Genomic DNA, 17,494 nt, shown 5'->3' with positions numbered 1-17,494 from the left:
CTCTTGGTCCTCCCCATCGATGTGCGGTGGCGGGAAGGATACTTCAGCAGACTGACACCGCAGCTGTGGTCCCTGTCATCGCTGGTCCGGGGGCCAGGGCTTCGACGTAGTCGCGTGATGTCCGGTTCGCACTCATCCGAGGCCGAAGAGCGCGAGGGGAAGGCGGGGTTGCTGGCGTTGCGGCGTAGGCCGGCCGTGATGTGCTTCACTCCGGCCGTGCGGAGGGTGACGAATGCCGTGGCTGGCGGTCCTGCCTACTCGCTTGGGTAGCGGCCGCCGGCCAAAGCTCAGGGTGCCAACGGCTACCCAGCCACTGCCTCGGCTCGGGATCTGGTCGTCCCCCGAGTCCCGGCGGATCAGCAGGAACAGCTCTTCTTTCGAGGACGCCAGCTGGCATCGCCCCCTCACGGCGACCTACCGCGAGCGTCCCAGACCCCTTTGCGAGGTGGGGCCAACTCAAGCCGGAACAACCCCCGAACGCTCCCATGTGCCCCGCAGGTGGGGGCAACTCGGGCCAGAAAGTAAGGCCGGCCATGCCGAGCCGGACGCCGCCGGTCAGCCGCCGCCGGCACCACCACCCTGTCGAAAATGGGTCTCCGGCATCTGGTTGTCGTGATGCAACGGCTCCTTCGTCCCCAGGCGGGCCCAGACCAAGAACGTCCCCAGGCCCACAGCCAGCAGACCGACCGGAACGAGTATCGCCAGAACCCACTCGGGCATGCCGCCTCCCCTATTGCGTCTGCCAAGCGCCGTGCCACCACGGTAGAGCCCACCACTGACAACGAAGCCCAGGAAAGGCGAACGGCCCCTCAGATGAGGGGCCGATTCTATGAGCGGTGCAGGTCAGAGGCTCGACGGTTGTGGCGGATCCGCCAGAACCGATGCGATGGGGGTCAAGGGCGGGGAGCAGGCAGGGGTGGGCTGTCCAACCCGGCACGGCTGCGCGCCGGTGACGACGACTGCCTCACCGCGCGCGTGAAGGTGCCCGATGCGGGGCTGTACTGAGTGAGCCTGCCGCGGCCGCCGTTCTCATCGTCAGGGCCGTGGGCGGCGGAACCAGTCGCCGGACTGGCGCTGGGAGAGCGTAGTCACGATGGCGATGCCCAGGCCAAGGTGGACGATCCCCAGTGGGATGCCACGTCCCACGGTGCCGAGGCCGAAAAGAATCATGAACGATGCAAAGACGATGGCGGTGATCTTCGCACCCGAACCGGAGCCGGCGAAGAGCAGCGCGCAGATGGCGACCCCGATGGCCGGTATCGCAGAGCCCAGCGCAGCACCCGCGGCCTCGGGGCCCGCCACCACGCCGGCGACCACCGTTCCGAGCGCGGCGAGCCCCGCGGCCACGTATGCCAACACCCGTGCGGCGCGCACCGATCCCGGCATGGGCAGCTGTCCGGTGGGATAGGGCTGGTAGGGGCCTGGCGGCGGGTAGGCGCCTGGCGGGTACGGCGGACTGGTGTGCTGGGCGTTGGGGTTGGGCGCGTTCCAACCAGGCTGGTTTTCGTACGACATGTCACTAACGTATCTGTATTCATGGACGGCCATCGGCCACCGGACGCAGGGTGGCGCCGACGTTCATCTGCACCGCGAGCGCCTTCCGCGGCGAACGAGAGCCCTGTCCTACTGGCTGAGGATCTGCGCATGGGGAACGAAACGAGTCCTTTCTTCCGGGTCAACGATGTCGTCGAGGTCGGTGAAGTAGAACGACGCCGTCGTGCCGGCCATCACCTCGAGGAGGAACTGACTGCACGACATGGGAGAGGCCTCCCAGAGGGGGCCACGCCCCTCATTGAGGATGACGGTCCATTCCTCCGGCTCGACACCGGGCCGAACCAGCCAGTACAGGACATGCCCATTACCCTCCGCATACCCCCAGGGCACAAGCCTGGCGTTGCCCTCATGGAGTTCTGACGGCTTGTCCACACCCACTTCCCAGAGTTTGGCAAGGATCTCCTCGCGTTCCGCGGTCTGGGCGACCAGGTCGTACATCGCATCCGGGCAGTCCGGTTCCAATAGCCAGAGCACCCCCGCGAAGAGCCCACCGCCGTATGTCTGAACGAGCCGCTTGTAGTCGCCCGGCAGGGCGACGCCCAACGCCTCCTCCACGGGGGCCCACTTCACGGTTCGGCCGCTCCCGGGCGGCGGGCAGAGACGCACCAGCGGTTCGGTATGGCGCAGACTTCGGGCTGTCTGGATGTCGCTCGACAGAGCGCTGAACCGTGGCGGGGTCCTGGCGGCGTCCAGTACCACCGCGCGCATCCGGTCGCCGACCGCGGCGCGGGGCGTGTCCGACCACCATGAAGGGTGTTTGGCCTGATCGATGAAACCGTCGTGCCCGTCCGCGTGGACGGCGGTCCCCACTGGGGCTACGGCCGTGACGACCACGTCGTACTCCTGATGATCCGCAAGCATGACCCCCACCCTGCTCCATGTCGGCAGGCGGGAACACAGCGGGTAGGCGGGCCGGGCCCCAGCTGCTCGGGCCGGGCCCCAGCTGCTGGTGGCGGAGGTGAGGCAGGAAGGACTCCGGCTCGTCCCCAGTCGCGGTGGCTTCCGCCCCCGCACCCGCTGCTGAGACCGGCTGACCAGACCACAGCCCGGACATCTTGCCCGCCGAGAGGACCAACCCGTGCTCGGCCAGGCTCCGTTGAGGTTCGGACGCCTTCCAGGTGCCCTTGTCCGATCCCCCACCGAGTGTCCTAGGGATGATCAATAATGGCGCGCCATGGGATGGATCGGGATCGCGACGGGCCACGAGCTCACCGTCGAGGGGACGCGGCGGCCGGTGCTCGCCTGCCGGACGGCCGCGGGCCGCGTGCTGGCCAAGGTGCCCGCGAACGTCAGAAAGGATCCGACCGCGGTACGGCTCGCCGCCCTCTGCGACCGGCTCGGCGAGCACGCGCGGGCGGTGCACGACCGGGTCGAGTCCTGGATGGTGCGGTCGCTGCCCGTCCCGGCCGCGGTGTTCGCGGCCGTGTGGGACGACCCGGGGTGGCGCGAGACGCTCACCGACCTGGTCATCGCCCCGATCGTCGACGGCGCGCCCGACCTCGGCCGCTGCACGCTCCTGCGCGAGGGCGCGTGGACGGGCACGGACGCCTTCGCAATCCCGCACCCGGTGCTGCTCGGCGACGAGCTGCCCATCTGGCGGGGACGGAACCTCACGCAGGTCGTCGAGCAGGTACGCCGCGAGGTGTGGACGCGTCCCGCGGGCATGGACCGTACTTTCGGCGTGGTCGACACCTTCGGATACATGGACGCCCGCTACGAGAGCGGCGCCGCGTTCGAGCGCCGCGTGCACGAGCTGGGCGGGCGCATCAAGGGGGACAGAGCGAGGTTCACCGTGCACGCGCCCGAGCCGCTCGGCATCGAGATCGACCTGCACTGGAGCGGGCCGATGAGCCCGGCCTACATGGCGTGGCTGGGCTTCACCGCGGGCGGCCGGGAGATCGGCGACATCGCCTGGTCCGAGGGCGTCCGCATTCTCATGGCTCTGTACGCGGACCGCACCGTGGACGCGACGGAGTCGGTGGTGGAGGCAGCCGAGGCGTACTCCCCATACTGCGACGCCCACCGAGGCGAGCCCGGCCGCGTGGTGCCCTCCGGCATCCCCGGCCCGACGCGCGACGTGCTGCTGCGCGCCGGGGCAGTACTGCCAGGCACGCCCGCCGGCTCCGACGAGGACACGTGCGTCGCCGTCCGCTACGAGCACTCCGTCCTGGACGAGCCGGTCGTCGAACTCGTCCGGCACGCGGCCGTCGACGGCGACAAGGCCGAGAAGTCGCTGTACGACCTGGACCCGGTGGCGGGGACCGGCGTCGGCACCGTGCACGCGGGCCCGCTCGGCTTCCTCACCTCCGCCCTGCACCGGTACCCGGCGCACCGCGCCCGCATCCTGGCCGCGCACACCGACCTGCGGGCCGCCCGCGGCCTCGCCGCCCGCAAGCCCGGCCTCGCGCGCACCGCGCTCACCCGTACCGGCGACGACCTGGAGACGCACGCGCCCGAGCTGCTGCCGCCGTTCTACGAGGAGTGCGCGCGGATCCTGGCCGCCGCGGGCAGCGCCCGCTTCGCCGCCGCCTTCTTCGAGAAGGCCCGCGCCGCCGAGGACGCGCATGCGCTGCCGGTCGACGAGGCCGCGCTCCTCGCGGCGCACCTCGCCGCGGGACCGGACGCCGCCGGAACGGCCACGCTCAAGAAGCACGGCAAGCGGCTCGCCGCCCGCCACCCCTCCCCCGGCGCGTACCGCTGGCATCGCAACCTGCTCACCGAGTGGTGCGAGGAAGTCCCGGACGGCGCGGACGGCGCGCTGGCCCTGGTCAACGGCTGGGCGGCGCTGGCGAAGGCCGCCGGGCACGCGCTCGGCGGGCCCGAGGACGAACGCGCCGTACGGGCCCTGCTGAAGAGCGGCTGCACGGGGTCGGCACCGCAGGCCTTCTGGAAGTTCGTCCTTCCGTTGCTCGGCCCGATGGCACGGGCGGACGCGGGCATCGGCCGCGCGCTCCTCGGCATCCTGCCGCTGCCCGCCGAGGACACCCCCAAGGCGAAGAGCGCGGCAGTGTCACTCCTCCTCGGCAACCTCGCGGGCGCGGGCCTGACCGCCCCGTTCACCACGTCCCCCGGGCTGACGGGGGCGGCGGCGAAGGACTGGCTCGGCCGCTTCCTGAAGCTGTACGCGGGGCTCGCACTCCCCGTCGCCGGTCTCGGCGACCTCCTGCACGACGCCGGTACGCGGCTGCGCGCGGAGGGCCTCACCTGCGACGACCATGAGGCGGTACTGGGAGTGGACGAGGACGAGGTCAACCGCTGGGAGGAGACCGCCGCCGACCTCCCACTCCTCGATCTCCTCCTGGACCGCGGCGTCCCGCTCGCGCGGCCCCGGCTGCTGCACACGTTCAAGCTGTACGACCGGCTCGCCTCCGGAGCGGGCACCGACCTGGCCGCCGTTGCCGCCGACCCGGACTGGGCTCCGCTGCTGCGCGACGCGATCGTGGGCAACGTGACCAACCAGCTCAACGTCACCGAGCCCGCCGTCCCGAAGCAGACCGCCCCCGAGACCGTACGGGCCCTGACCGCGACACCGGGAACGGCGCGGATTGTCGCCGCCATCCTGGCCGAGCATGCCGCGCGGCTCCCGAATCAAGGGCTTCCGGACGCGCACGCCGCCCTGTGCGACGCCGAACGGTTCACCCTCGCCGGAGTCCCCGGCCCCCTCCTGGACAGCGTCCGGACGATCGCGACCGGGACGGACCCGGCCCGTGCCCTCGCCACCACGCTGAGCGGCGGCGTCCTCGACGAACTGGAGTTGCCCGCCTTCGTCCCCGGCCACGTCAGCACCCTCACCGACTACCTGGAAGAGAGCGGCACCGATCTGCTCCTGATCGAGTCCGGCCGGCTCTGGGAGCACAAGTTCCGTGCCTCCGTCGTCACACCGGAGGGAGTCGGCCCGTCCCACGGCTTCGGCACGTACGAATCCGTCTCCAGCCGGTCCCACGAACGGACCGAGGCGCGCGACCTCTACGACCGCTGCCTGATCGCCGTGAACGGCCGGGTGACCGTACTGGACCACGGCGGCCCGCACTGCCCGCACGGCAGCGCGCACCCCGCCGCCCGCCGCGTCGTACCGGCCGACGGCGAACGGGTCGCCTTCCCCGGCGGCGCCGAGGCCACCGTGTGGCGCGGCCAGGGCCGGATCATCGAGCTGCGGGACTCGGCCGGGCGGACCATCGGCCGCTACGTCCGCGGCTGGGGCAAGGTGCCCGAGCACCTCGGCGCCGAGAACATCGGCGTGGTCGAGCACCACCGCTACGCCTCCGGGACCCGTCTGGCCGCGCCTCCCGGCCGGTGGTCGGCGATGCGGCCGCGCGACCCCGAAGGATCCAGGGCGCTGCGCGCCGTCGACGAGAAGAAGGCGCGGGCCCTGATCGACGTCGCGGACGCCGCGCTCGCCGCCGACCTCATGCGGGTGCTGGACCCCGAGAGCGGGTACTCGGAAAAGGACGCCGTCCGCGACGAGCTGGCGGGGCGGCTCCGCCCGCTCCTGCCGGAGATCACCGATGAGTCGCTCTGGAAGGGCGTCACGTTCCTGGTGTGGACGGCCGTCGAATGCCGCGAGCGCGCGTTCGCCCTGCTGGAACGCCTGGCGCTGACCCCGCCGTCCCACCTGCGCCCGGCGCCCGCCTCCGCGGCACCCACCGTCCAGTCCGAGAAGTCCCCCGAGCCGGACGATCCGGGGCCTGAGTCCGCGTACGAGAGGATCGTCCACTTCACCCGTGCCGCCGTCGATGTGCCGTACGACAAGAAGGTCGCGATATTCAACGCCCCCACCGTCAAGGGGGTGGAGAACACGCTGGGCCGCCTCGGCGCCGCCGTCCTGAAGGCCGCGTGGGGCAACGGCGGCGGGCGCGCGCACCTTCTGGAACTGGCCGCCGTCCCCGAACTCCTCCGTACCGACGGCACCTGGCACGTCGCCCGGCTGCGCCCGGAGTACGACCTCGGGCAGATCCGCTCGGGCCGCGGACCCATCGCGGCCGCCGCCGTCGCCGACTACGAGCAGGTGGGGCACGGGTACGCCGTCACGGCGCTCCTCTACACCCCGGACGGCCCCGACCCGCTCCTGTTCACCCGCAACCGCGCCGTCGAGCTGCGGACCTGCCGCGGCTGGGGTGACCCGGACCGGCTCCGGCGGGCGCTCGACCTGATCTCGGAGAACGGCCCGCCGCCCGTGGACCGGGAGGCGACCGTACGGGCGTTCGCCGAGGCCACCGGCCTGTCACCGGCCCAGTGCCTGATCCTGCTGTCCACCTCGGCGCGCGCGCTCTCCTGGCCGGACGGCTGGGCGCGGGGCCGCGTCGCCGCCTTCCGCAAGGGCGACGCCGCCCGCGCCCGCGAACTCGACCTGACCGAGAGCGAACTGCGCATCGCCGCGCTCTCGCTGGAGGCGCTCACCACCACCGACGAGGCCGTCGAAGTCGTCGAGCTGCTCATGCCCGACGACCCCGCCGACCTCTGGCGTACGGGCCCCGACCTGGACCGGGCGGTCGCGTACTGGACGGAACGCCACCCGAGGCTCACCCCGCTCACCACCGAGCAGTGGGTCACCCTCGCCTCCGGCGCCGAGGACGCCCTGGAGGCGCTGATCGCCCTGCTAGGCGAGCGTCCGTCCGTACCGCCGCTGGGTCACCTCGCCCGCGCTGCGAGGCTTCTGGCGGACCGCCTGCCCAAGGACCACCCCGCCCGTACGACCGCCGCCACCCGCCTGCGTGACCTGCACGAACACGTCACCGGCCCGGACACGACCCTGCCCATCGCCGCCGGGGTCACCTCGGTCACCGCCCTGGAACGGGCCGCCGGAGCGATCGCGGCCCATCTCCCGGAGAGCAGGCTCGCCATCGGCGAAGCCCTCACCCTGGAGCCCGCCGGAGACGGCTACCGCGTCCACCTCCGCCCGTCCCGCTGGTCCGACCTGTCCGCGCTGGCCCCGGCCCTCCGCCGCGGAGGCGCCACCGATGTCGCCCTGGTCATCGAGGACCTGCGCTTCCTCCGTTCGTCCGAGCCACTGGAGGCCGCGGCCGGGCTGGAGTGACGTTCCCGGAGGTGTGCGGGTGGGGCCAGCTCGCAGGTCTTGCCGAGGTGCATGGGCTATCCCTCCGCGACCTCGCCACCACCTGCCCCGACACACCTGGTCCTCCAGCGGCAGACTCCACGGCCGTCCCCGCCGCATCACGTCCGCGCCTTCACGCCGTAGCGCGGTGATGAGTTGTCGGCTCAGCGCGGGCTCGGCCCGGCGAACGGGGCTGTCCAGGGCGGCTCGGACGCCGTGATCACACCAGCCACACGAAGATCATCCCAGTGATGCCCGATGCCGGCGGACGGGCTCAGGCCGTGGCATGCCCATGCGGTCCGGACGCGAAGGCCAGGATGTGCGGGACCGCCTCACGCAGGCTGTCGAAGTGGCGGTGTACGCCCTCCACCGCGACCGCGGCGTTCACGCCCCACACCGTCATCCCAGCCCGCAGTCCGGACTGCACTCCGGACGGTGCGTCCTCAATGACCAGGCAGTCTTCCGGCTCGGCACCCAGCCGTTCAGCGGCCCACAGATACGGAACGGGAGAGGGCTTGCCCTCCTCAACAGTGGCCGCGTCCACGATCACGCCCGGCACCGGCAGGCCCGTCCTCAGGAAACGGCCGCGCACCCGGTGCTCGTAGTTCGAGGTCACCAGCGCCCAGGACTCCGTCGGCAGACTACGCAGCAGCTCTGACGCGCCGTCGAAGGCCGCATAGACGCCGGACCGCACATCCTCGTCCTCCAACTCGTGCAGCGCGGCCAGGCACTCATGCGGATCAAGGTTCCCCGAGACCGCAGCGAACGTCTCCATCGGCCGCGTCCGCAGGGCCACTTGGTACACCTCGTCCGCATCCAGCCCGTATCGCTTCGCCCACGCTCGCCACACCTGGCGCTGGTTGCTCACCGCGTCCATCAACGTGCCGTCGACATCGAACAGCACGTACCTCGAGCGGCCTGACTGCGCAGATTCACTGGTCACACGTCGATCATGCCAGGCACCTGCCAGACGATTACGGGACAGCCCTTAGGAAGGGGTTCGCTGATGAGCAGCAACCTCGTGCCCCTGCCCGGACGGCGGTGCCGCCGCACCGACGGACGGCGACAACCGGTACGAGGCTGTCCGGACGACGGAGGGGATGACCAACCGCGACGGCAACTTGCTGACGGCTGGGTGCACTGCTCGGTCGAACACACCAACCCGTCGATGGACCCGTCGAAGGAACTGTCCTTCGACAGCGAAGTTCGTCGTGCGTAGCGCGCTGACCTGGGACGACTGGGTTGGATGTCAACGGGAGGCTGATCTGGTGACCTCCTGGCTCGGTGGGCGTCCAGAACACCGTGCTCTTGGCCGGGACTCTGGGCTGAGTGCGGCCGCCGCCTGGCTGGAAGCCGGTCGGCGGGGCGGTGGCCACGGGGGCCCGAGCCCCTCCACGGCCCCGCTGGACGAGGGGGCCCTATATAGAGACCGGTAGTCTCGACCGGCCGTTCTTCCCGCTGGACGCGGACGTGCTCTGAGCTGTTCCGATACAGGAAGCAATGACGCGAATAACTTAACCGAGAGGTGCCGCGCCCTGTACTATTCGAAGCGTCGTGAGCGGGGTGTCATCCGGTCACGACGAAGGGCCCGACTCCGGGTACCAGCCAGAGTCAGACCCTCCGCGCAGTTCACGAGCCCGGTCGCCTACGTATCGACCGGGCTCGCTGCTTGTGCGGCGCCGGTCGCGACCGTCTCATGGGTGGGCGCCCTACTGGACGAACTGACCCACACATCCGGTGATCGCTACGAGTAAGCCGAGCAGTCCGATCCAGACTTGCCACTTCTCAGGGCTCGTCCAGAGCTTACTGGGCTTGCATTGACGATCATTCATTTGTCACCCCCTTCGTCGCGCAAGAGGCCGCACGGAACCACACGCCGGGGGAGCCCGACGGCGGTCCGTCGCTCCGACGGGGGATGCGGAGCGCGCTCGAAGTATCCCATGGAGGACCTGGCGCAGTGCACCGGAACTGCATGATTGATCTGAGCTTTTCCTGAGCTTGGCAGGTCAGTCCGGTAGTCAAGATCCCTTTCGCTGCTGGCAGTTGGCGAAAGACGCGCCGATCGCGGCGGCCGTCACGCGGGTGCCTGGTGACTACGAGCTGCGCGTCATCGAGCAGAAGCGGTTGGGCTCCCCGTCTCAGCACTCGCGATCGGGAAGCCCGACACTGTTGTCCGCTTCCCCAATACGTTCCACCAGCCGCTCGCGCTCGCCTCACTGGGTACCGCCTGCAAGGCCGGGCCAGCGGTCACCTACACGTGGTGTGCTGTAACGCGTCGCGGACTTGATGCTGGTGGCTCTGGCCAGCGCGAAACCGCCCACGATCCTCTGCGGCCCGTTCTGAAGAGAAGGCCACCGAGACGGGCGTACCGGAGCCGCGTCATCGAACCTGGCCGTCGCGCAGTCCAGCAGGGGACGCCACGGACGCCGGCCTGCGGCATCCACGCATGACACCTCGACGAACGGCACGGCCCCGTCCGCCCCAGCCGGTACGGCCATACAGCGCCCCCAGCGTGCTCACCCCGCACGACCAGGTTCACCGTCAAGAGAGCCGAAACGGCTGAGTTCGTTGTCAAACGCACGTCAGCGCGCCTGAGCGTGTCCGAGCCTCGGTCGGCATCGCCTCCCTGGCCCTCCAGCAGGTCCAGGACGACCTCACCGCCGATGACGTCGACGCGGCGGAGCTCGCTGCGATCCTGCGCGAGTTGCCCGAGGACACCGAACCGCCCGGCGGCTTCACGGCCAAGGCCGCCGCCGCCCTCCGGGCCGCAATGCAGAGGCTCTTCGAGGGCAAACCACAGCGCACCGACGGACGGCTCACCAAGGAGAACCTCTGGCGGGAAGCCCAGGTCAGCCGGGCCACCATGAACCGGGCCACGACCATCCTCGTCGAATGGGACAGCCACGTTGCTGAGCACGGGACCTCAACACCGGGCGAGGCCCGGCGCGACGAGGAGATCGCCAAGCTCCGCAAGAAGCTGGCGGATGTGGCCGGTCGATGAGGTCGCGCCTATGACCGAGAAGAGGCCACCCGCCCTTTGCTGGTGAGTAGTGTGGTAATCCCCTTCAGACCACAGTGGGGGGAGACCAGATGCTTGGGGGAGCAGATGTCGTCGCATGGCTCGATCGGCCAGACCGAGAAGAAGAGCAAGAGCCAGGTCGTACGCGAAAAATTATGGGAGTCGCCTGCCTATTTCATTGTTCTCGCATGGCTGCTGCTGATTTGGGCCGACATCCGCGATGCACCGAACGAGGTTGGCTGGTATGTCTACTTCGCCGGATGGACTCCGTGGGTGCTGATGATGCTGTGGACTCTTGGAACCCGCAGAAAGCCGGACAGCCCAGCAGCCTGGGTGGGGCTGAGCGTGCTGGTGTTCTGTGGCCTGGTCAACCTGGTGTTCCACCACGAGAGCCTTCCATTCTGAGGTTCTGGCTCAACTTTCGTGAAATGCACACGTTGAGTGACGGCCGACGCCCGCAACCGGCTTGCGGAAGATGCCTGTAAATGGTCAGTGAATGTGCTCGTGTGGGCGACAGTTCGGCGCCGTGGAAGACAGGGCTTCGGCGTAGTCGTGTGATGTGCGTTTTGTGATCACGTGAGTCCGAGTGGGCGGCGTGGGTCGCGGGCGTGGCGCACTCCGCGCGGGTCACGCGGGTCGGGCACTTCAGCCAGCCGCTCCAGCAGCCCCGGGATCTCCTCGGGGCGGGGTTCGGGCTGCTCGCGGAGTTGGTCAAGAGCTACCGGGATCGGGGATGAGGCGTCGGCAGGCACGGTCTTCCACTCGGATCACGGGGCGTCGAGAACTCCATGATCTTCGAAGGCCGTGCGCGGGCTGGCCCCAGCTCCGGTGACGCGCAGCGCGCACCTGCGCGAGCCGCCTGGCCTCCCTCGACGAACGGCGCTGTGGGCAGGTCGGACAACGCCTGGATCCGCACCTAACCGAGTGCCGGAGGGTGCTCGGCTGGACGGCGTCCCCAGGCCGAGATCAGCGGCGCGAGTGTCAGGTCGAGTTTGCCCGCGTGGATGGCGGCCAGGTGCGCGTCGATCTCGGCGTCGTCGGCCAGGCCGGCCGCGAGCAGCTCGCCGCGCACGTGCCGGATGGTCGCCGCCTCCAGCCGGTCGCAGGCCAGCCCGCCGACCGGGAAAGAGCCCGCCGCGGCGACATCCACCAAGCCGGCCTCACGCAATGCCCGCGGCAGTGTCCGGCCGTAGCGCAGGTCCGCGCCGCGGCGCGTCAGCAGCTCCCGGACCGCGTCGCGCAGCCGGTTGGCCCGCCGCTGCGCAGGGCCGCTGTCGTCCAGGCATGCCAGTGGCTGCAGAGCGGTATCGGCGTCCTCGACCAGCAGCCAGCCGCCGGGCCGTAGCGCTGCCGCCATCGTGGCCAACGCGCGGGCCCGGTCGGGTACATGGACCAGCACGAGCCGGGCGTGCACCAGGTCGAACGTCCCCGGCTCCGGGGGTGGATCAGCGGCGACGTCGTGCCGGCGCACCTCGTACCCGTCGCCTTCCTTCAGCCACGACGGGTCGATGTCCGTGGCCAGCACGTGCCCGGTCGGACCGACGGCCGCCGCGAGCGCCTCCGGGATACCGGGGCCACCGGCCCCCACTTCCCAGCAGCGCGAGCCAGCCCTGACCCCCAGTCGATCGAAGTGCCCGCGCGTCACACCGTCGAACAGCTCGGCCAGCCAAACGAATCGCTCGCCCGCCTCGGCGCGCGCGTTGTCCAGCAGGTACCCGCGGGCGGGAGCGGACTCTCCACCGAGCGCGGTAGTCCCGTCTATCGGATCCGGTCGGCCACCGACGTGCGGCGGGCGGGGCGAGGAGGTCATGACTACATGGTCGACCTTCCCAGGCCACCAGCGCCACGACGGCGGGAGAGGGATGTCTCACACAGCCGGCGAACCCCGCACGTCCTACAGCACGGTTCTGCACCGTGACGCGCCGGAAGGGGTACATGTATTCGTCCCCCACAGCCAGCGCACCAGGCGCGGGACAGCGCGCTGAGAACCCACGGGGCCATCCCCGGAATCAGGGCACCGCACCCTCGGGTTCACGCTGAAGAACCTTCAGTTTCCGCGAACTCGCGGGGGGTCTGCGGGTGTGAGTAGCTGAGGTACAGACAGTGTCGCTGAGATTGATCTTGCTGGAGTTGGTCTACTTCGTCGGCGCTTCGAGCTGACGGGGCACGGCGCCTGCGCGCTGCTCGCGCAGGTCCGGGATGTGGTGGTGCGGGGTGCCCGGGGCCTGCGCGAGTCCGGTGGCCCACAGCTGGTCGACACGCGAGCGCTCGGTGGCGTTCGGGTAGCGGTTGGTGCAGGACGGGCCGGCGCCGCCGCCCGACATCAGCTCACTGCACGGCCCGCTGTAGTTGTCCGGCAGGCCCAGCACGTGCCCGGTCTCGTGGGTGGCGACGCGGACCGAGTCGTTCTGCCTGTTCTGGGTGTAGTCGAGGAAGATGTAGCCGCTTCCGTGGCCGTTGGTGGAGGCGTAGGAGCCGCGCGGGGCGTTGCCCTCGTAGTAGGAGAAGTCGGCACCGCTCGACGCCGCCTGGAGCTTGACGTTGGACTCGGAGCTGTTCCAGATCGAGGCCGCGCTCGCTATCTGTGAACGGAAGCTCGGTGCATGGGAGGCGTTGTAGTAGACGGTCACCGCCTGCGCGTTCGGCTGGGCGGCGCGCTTCTCGGCGACCGACTTGCGCACGGCCTCGAAGAACGCCTTGTTGTTGGCAGCCTCCTCAACCGACCCGGCGTACCGCGCCACGGAGGTACCGGCGGCAGCGGACGGGGTGGCGGCGCTCTGGGCGCTCGCCGGCACCGCCGCGCCCAGCACGCTGGAGGCCAGACCCAGGCCGAGAGCGAGGGCGAGGAGTCTCGCGGACGTTCGGGACGACTTCATGTGGGGGCTCCTACTCACTCGGTGACGCCGAGCGCCCGGTACGCGTTCGACTCTGCGTGAACTCCGGTTCCGAGCTGCGGCGACGTCCTGTGGGTCGTCATTCTTAGAACGGCTCGACAGGGAGCGCAAAGGGTCCCGCCACTACGTCGCCTCGTAGGTCTCGGGACCTCGACACGGCAGTGCGCGGGTCTCCGGTCCGCACATGGCGACAGGAGGGGAAGCTGACGCAGCGTCAGAAGCCTCACATCACGGGGCAATGAGCGTGCGGGCCGGCCGGGCGGAATCCCGGGACGCGCAGCGGGATCCGTATTCGGAACAATATGGACAAAACCCCAGATACTCGCCATGCCGCGTCTACTAAGTGCGCCGGTTGGTTGGCGGAGCGCTGTGACTGACGTCATAGAACATGGGCTTCCGTTCCTTTCGTGCCCCACCGGGCCAGGGACGCCCCCCAGGGAGTCGCCCTGGGCGCTGGGCGGCATCCCTCACCGCTGAGCCGCCGCTCAGTCCTGGTCAGGAGGGAGGCCGGTCCGCCGGGCACGGTCAGGACTGAGGGCTGGACCCGCCGGAGGAGGTGGACCTCCTCGGGGCGGGCGGGTCCTCGGGCCGGTGGAAGCGGACGGGCTTGGGCCCAGGGCGCTGACACGATCGGCAGATGCGCAGGTCGGAAGGCCAATAGGGGCGAGTGGAGAACTGCCGCGCCGCCTGTCTCCGCATGGTGACGCTCAGGTCCCAGCGAGCGTGGAGGCGCTGACTCTCGGGCCGTCGCCGCGCCCGCGATACCGCCGGATTCTGGTCGTACTTCGTCGTGGTGTACCGGGCATCGACGTCACTCACCGCGCCGACCTCGCCCACGCCGTACGCCGTCAACGCGCAGGAGAGGGTCGAGTCGAGTCCCTGCCGCGGCCCTGGTCGAGTCGAGCCCCTGCCGCGGCCCTGAACGCCGTTTCCCGACGTGAACTACACCTGGGCGTCGGAGCACGCCCCATCGAGGGGTGGTCGGCCGTGGCAGGCCTGCCCCGCTGACCGGCGATGATTGATGGGTACGGGCTCCGCGATGGCGTCCGGTGGGTTCTCGGGGGTGGGGCAGTGATCGAGGTCGGGCAGCAGGGCGCGTTCAGCGTGAATAGTGTCGGTATGGAGCGCCGGCCCTTCCCGTTGAGCTTCAGCGTCCGCGAGATTGAGGGTGCATGGCAGGTGACCGCCGCCGCGGCCCAGGCGGGCGAGCTGGTCGACCTGCTCGTGGCCGTGGCGAACGACGCGGTGGCGGTGGTGTCGCTGGAGACCAACTCCTACCTGGACGAGGACTGGCAGTCGCTGCGGCCCTCCCTGATCGCGGCCGAGCTCGGCGTGCCGTGCACGGTCCACTCCCTCGGATCCTGGGCGTCCGGGACGTACGGACTCGGGGAGGAGCTTCTGGTGGTCGACCGCGACCTCCTGCCCCGTCTCCTCAACGGCACCTGGTCACCGTATGAGCTGACTCTGATCGACGTGCCTGCCGACGTGGCCCCGGAGCAGCTCGACGAGCTCGCCCTCGTGCTCGGCACGACCGACATCGACGAGCCGCTCCTGAGCCGCCTGGGAGACTCCCGAGTCTGGTTCTCGGGCCACGACGACTGCTACGTGATGTTGGAGACCCGCGACCCCGCGCTGCCGACCGCAGTCCTGGCGCGGCTGCTGACCCTGCTGGCCGGATCCGCCCTCGCCGAACTCACCGAGGAGCCCCTCTCGCGCGTCCCCGAGCCCGGGCCCTGGCTGCCTGAACGGCTGATCGCCACGGCATCCCACTGGATCGGAGCCCTGGGCAAAGTCACCGAGGATCAGGTGTCGATCGAGCTGGCGGCCCTTCCGGACCCATGGCAGCTGGGCGTTTCGTTCCCACAGCAGGCCGACCTCACCGCGACGCTCGACGTACGTCACAGCACCTGGCAGATCGCGCCCGCGGAGTAACGCGAGGAACCACCCCCGCCGAAGGGCCGGACGCCAGCGGTGGCAGGTCACGCAGCCTACGGAGCGGCATCGGGAGGTTGAACCAGGTCAGGTCCAGTCCCTGTCTTCCTGACCGAACATGGCGTGCCACCGGACTTGTCTCACTGCCCTGCGGGCCACGCATATTGCTCGGCCGGGCCAACTACGAAAGGTCCCGGCATCCGCACGCTGATGAACCGTCAGCGAACTGAGCACATTCGCGTGTTCTTCGTCGAGCACCCGTACGGACACGCCGGCAACGGCCGTGCTCGCCCTGACCACGAACCGCTACCGCGATGCCCGGTGGGACGGCGTGCATCAGGCTGCGCTCTCGTGACTGCTCGATACGCCCGACAGCGCCAGTGCACCCCGCCGTCGCAGAGCCGACACTCGGGAAGTCGCGACGACACCCCGAGTAGTCCTGCGTAGTGTCTCCGTGGCATCCGGCCACCGAGGAGACTCCGCAAAAACCGTTAGGCGGACGAGGGCGGCCACTGTTAGCCTTCCGGAGGCCGTGCAAGAGATCGAGGAGGTGGTACCCGTGAACGCAGTATCGACGTGGGTGCTCCCCTCCGGGGTCACGGTCGGGCGATAGGCAGGTCGTCCGGGAGCGCCATTCAGTGCACTCCCGAAAGGCACGACCATGCATGTCACTTCCGAGCAGCGCCTCGACGACGGCGTCCTCGAACGCGAATTCACCCTCGGTGAGATCCCCGGCATCCTGTGGACACCCGCATCGGCATCCGCATCCACACCGGTGCCGCTGATCCTGCTCGGCCACCCTCCCCTGGGGCTGCGCAAGATGTACCCCCGGCTGGTGGCCCGGGCCCGGCACTCCGCGGCGGACGGCTTCGCCACCGCCACCATCGAGCTCCCCGGAAGCGGCGACCGGCCCCGTTGGCCCGCCGCCGAGCAGGCCCGCGCCGACCTGCGCCGGGCGATGGCGGCCGGCGAGCCGGTCAGCGACGAGATCGTCGACGCCCTCACCCTCCCACTGGTCAAAAAGGCCGTCCCGGAATGGCAGGCCGCCCTGGACGCCCTCCTGTCGCTGCCCGAGATCGGCGGCCCGGTCGGGTACTCGGGGGGCGTGATCTCCATCGGCATCCGGCTGGCGGTGGTTGAGCCGCGTATCTCGGCCGCCGTTCTGTTCGCCGGGAGTTTCGTGCCGCGCGCCCTGTTCGAGGAGGCCCGACAGGTCACCATTCCGCTGCACGTCCTTCTGCAGTGGGACGACGAAGGGAACGACCGGCAGGCGGCCCTGGACCTGTTCGACGCCTTCGGCTCCAAGGAGAAGTCCCTGCACGCCAACATGGGCGGGCACACCGGCGTCCCGCACTTCGTGGGGGACGCCGCGGCCCAGTTCTTCACCCGACATCTGAAGTGAGGCCGGTCCGCCAGACCGGCGGCAGACGGTAGCTGATGTCGGCCGGCATGCCGCTCGTCGAGGACGGGTCCCGGCCCTTCGCAGCTCTCTCCACCATGGGCCCCTGCTGAACTCTCGGCAGGGGCCCATACTGCCTGAAGTCATGAACTCTTCGATTTCTGCAGAGCTTCGAGTGCTGCCCGAACTCGGGCTCTGGCTCACCTTCTGTGAGGCGGCCACTTTGAGTGATGCCCTTAGTGTCTTCGTTCGGTCGCACTCCTGGGTCGCCCCTAGATTCCCTGGTCTCTCATCTCGCGCAGGTTCGCCTGGATGCGTGCCAGGGCTTCCATGGCCGGCAGATGCGTCAGGCCCTCCGTGAGGGGTAGATGCGAGGGGCAGAACCACTCGCAGTGCTCCGGGTGGCCAGCCCAGTCATCCGGGTACGTCGTTGTGGGCCGGAAGCTCACGAGGGTGAAGTCCTTGGATTCGATGCCTGAATGCCGGTACGGAACACGGCATATGACGCAAAGCGGCGGCATCATGGGGCGCACTCACTCTCTGACGGGCGACACCTGATTGCCGCTCACAGTAACCAACCACAAAAGCTGGGCCAGAGCCCGAACTCGTGTACAGGTGCTGTCGGTTCTCGGCAGCCAACAATG

The 17,494-nt window shown here is 69.9% G+C and carries 11 protein-coding genes and 1 pseudogene; 5 read left to right on the top strand and 7 right to left on the bottom strand.

The annotated features are described in order from the left end of the window. Positions 1 to 555: 555 nt before the first annotated feature. From ACIGWZ_RS04345 to ACIGWZ_RS04335, 3 genes are all read right to left on the bottom strand, one after another. Complete coding sequence (locus tag ACIGWZ_RS04345; protein ID WP_400060636.1) at positions 556 to 720, bottom strand: hypothetical protein; 165 nt, start codon at positions 718 to 720, stop codon at positions 556 to 558. Positions 721 to 1,035: 315 nt separating this feature from the next. Then, positions 1,036 to 1,515 (bottom strand): hypothetical protein, encoded by a 480-nt coding sequence (locus ACIGWZ_RS04340; RefSeq protein ID WP_400060634.1) that lies wholly within the window; start codon positions 1,513 to 1,515, stop codon positions 1,036 to 1,038. Between the two features lie 108 nt (positions 1,516 to 1,623). After that, complete coding sequence (locus ACIGWZ_RS04335; RefSeq protein ID WP_400060633.1) at positions 1,624 to 2,415, bottom strand: hypothetical protein; 792 nt, start codon at positions 2,413 to 2,415, stop codon at positions 1,624 to 1,626. 313 nt (positions 2,416 to 2,728) lie between these two features. Between ACIGWZ_RS04335 and ACIGWZ_RS04330 the strand changes: the two genes are divergently transcribed. Beyond that, positions 2,729 to 7,588: a DUF4132 domain-containing protein gene (locus tag ACIGWZ_RS04330; RefSeq protein ID WP_400060631.1), complete on the top strand. Its 4,860-nt coding sequence runs from the start codon at positions 2,729 to 2,731 to the stop codon at positions 7,586 to 7,588. A gap of 72 nt (positions 7,589 to 7,660) precedes the next feature. Here the strand turns inward: ACIGWZ_RS04330 and ACIGWZ_RS04325 are convergent. Both ACIGWZ_RS04325 and ACIGWZ_RS04320 read right to left on the bottom strand, forming a co-directional pair. Beyond that, positions 7,661 to 7,839, bottom strand: a pseudogene (locus ACIGWZ_RS04325) (IS5/IS1182 family transposase); the annotation flags it as partial. 41 nt (positions 7,840 to 7,880) lie between these two features. Then, on the bottom strand, positions 7,881 to 8,549 hold the full coding sequence (locus ACIGWZ_RS04320; RefSeq protein ID WP_400060629.1) for an HAD family hydrolase: 669 nt from the start codon (positions 8,547 to 8,549) through the stop codon (positions 7,881 to 7,883). Between the two features lie 1,761 nt (positions 8,550 to 10,310). Here ACIGWZ_RS04320 and ACIGWZ_RS04315 point away from each other — a divergent pair. Next, entirely contained in the window at positions 10,311 to 10,607 is a 297-nt protein-coding gene (locus tag ACIGWZ_RS04315) for a hypothetical protein (RefSeq protein WP_400060627.1), read from the top strand. 93 nt (positions 10,608 to 10,700) lie between these two features. Then, positions 10,701 to 11,030, top strand: a complete 330-nt coding sequence (locus ACIGWZ_RS04310) for a hypothetical protein (protein WP_400060625.1) — start codon at positions 10,701 to 10,703, stop codon at positions 11,028 to 11,030. Between the two features lie 511 nt (positions 11,031 to 11,541). Here ACIGWZ_RS04310 and ACIGWZ_RS04305 read toward each other — a convergent pair. Together ACIGWZ_RS04305 and snpA are read right to left on the bottom strand one after the other, a co-directional pair. Further along, positions 11,542 to 12,435, bottom strand: a complete 894-nt coding sequence (locus ACIGWZ_RS04305; protein WP_400060623.1) for a methyltransferase domain-containing protein — start codon at positions 12,433 to 12,435, stop codon at positions 11,542 to 11,544. Positions 12,436 to 12,760: 325 nt separating this feature from the next. After that, on the bottom strand, positions 12,761 to 13,501 hold the full coding sequence (snpA, locus tag ACIGWZ_RS04300; RefSeq protein ID WP_400060621.1) for a snapalysin: 741 nt from the start codon (positions 13,499 to 13,501) through the stop codon (positions 12,761 to 12,763). A 1,137-nt stretch (positions 13,502 to 14,638) separates the two neighbouring features. Between snpA and ACIGWZ_RS04295 the strand changes: the two genes are divergently transcribed. Continuing rightward, entirely contained in the window at positions 14,639 to 15,451 is an 813-nt protein-coding gene (locus tag ACIGWZ_RS04295) for a hypothetical protein (protein WP_400060619.1), read from the top strand. 661 nt (positions 15,452 to 16,112) lie between these two features. After that, positions 16,113 to 16,853 (top strand): dienelactone hydrolase family protein, encoded by a 741-nt coding sequence (locus ACIGWZ_RS04290; RefSeq protein WP_400060617.1) that lies wholly within the window; start codon positions 16,113 to 16,115, stop codon positions 16,851 to 16,853. Positions 16,854 to 17,494: the final 641 nt, after the last annotated feature.

This window comes from Streptomyces sp. NPDC053427, assembly GCF_044544985.1.
Classification (GTDB): Bacteria; Actinomycetota; Actinomycetes; order Streptomycetales; family Streptomycetaceae; genus Streptomyces.
This window is presented reverse-complemented; position numbering and strand designations above follow the sequence as displayed.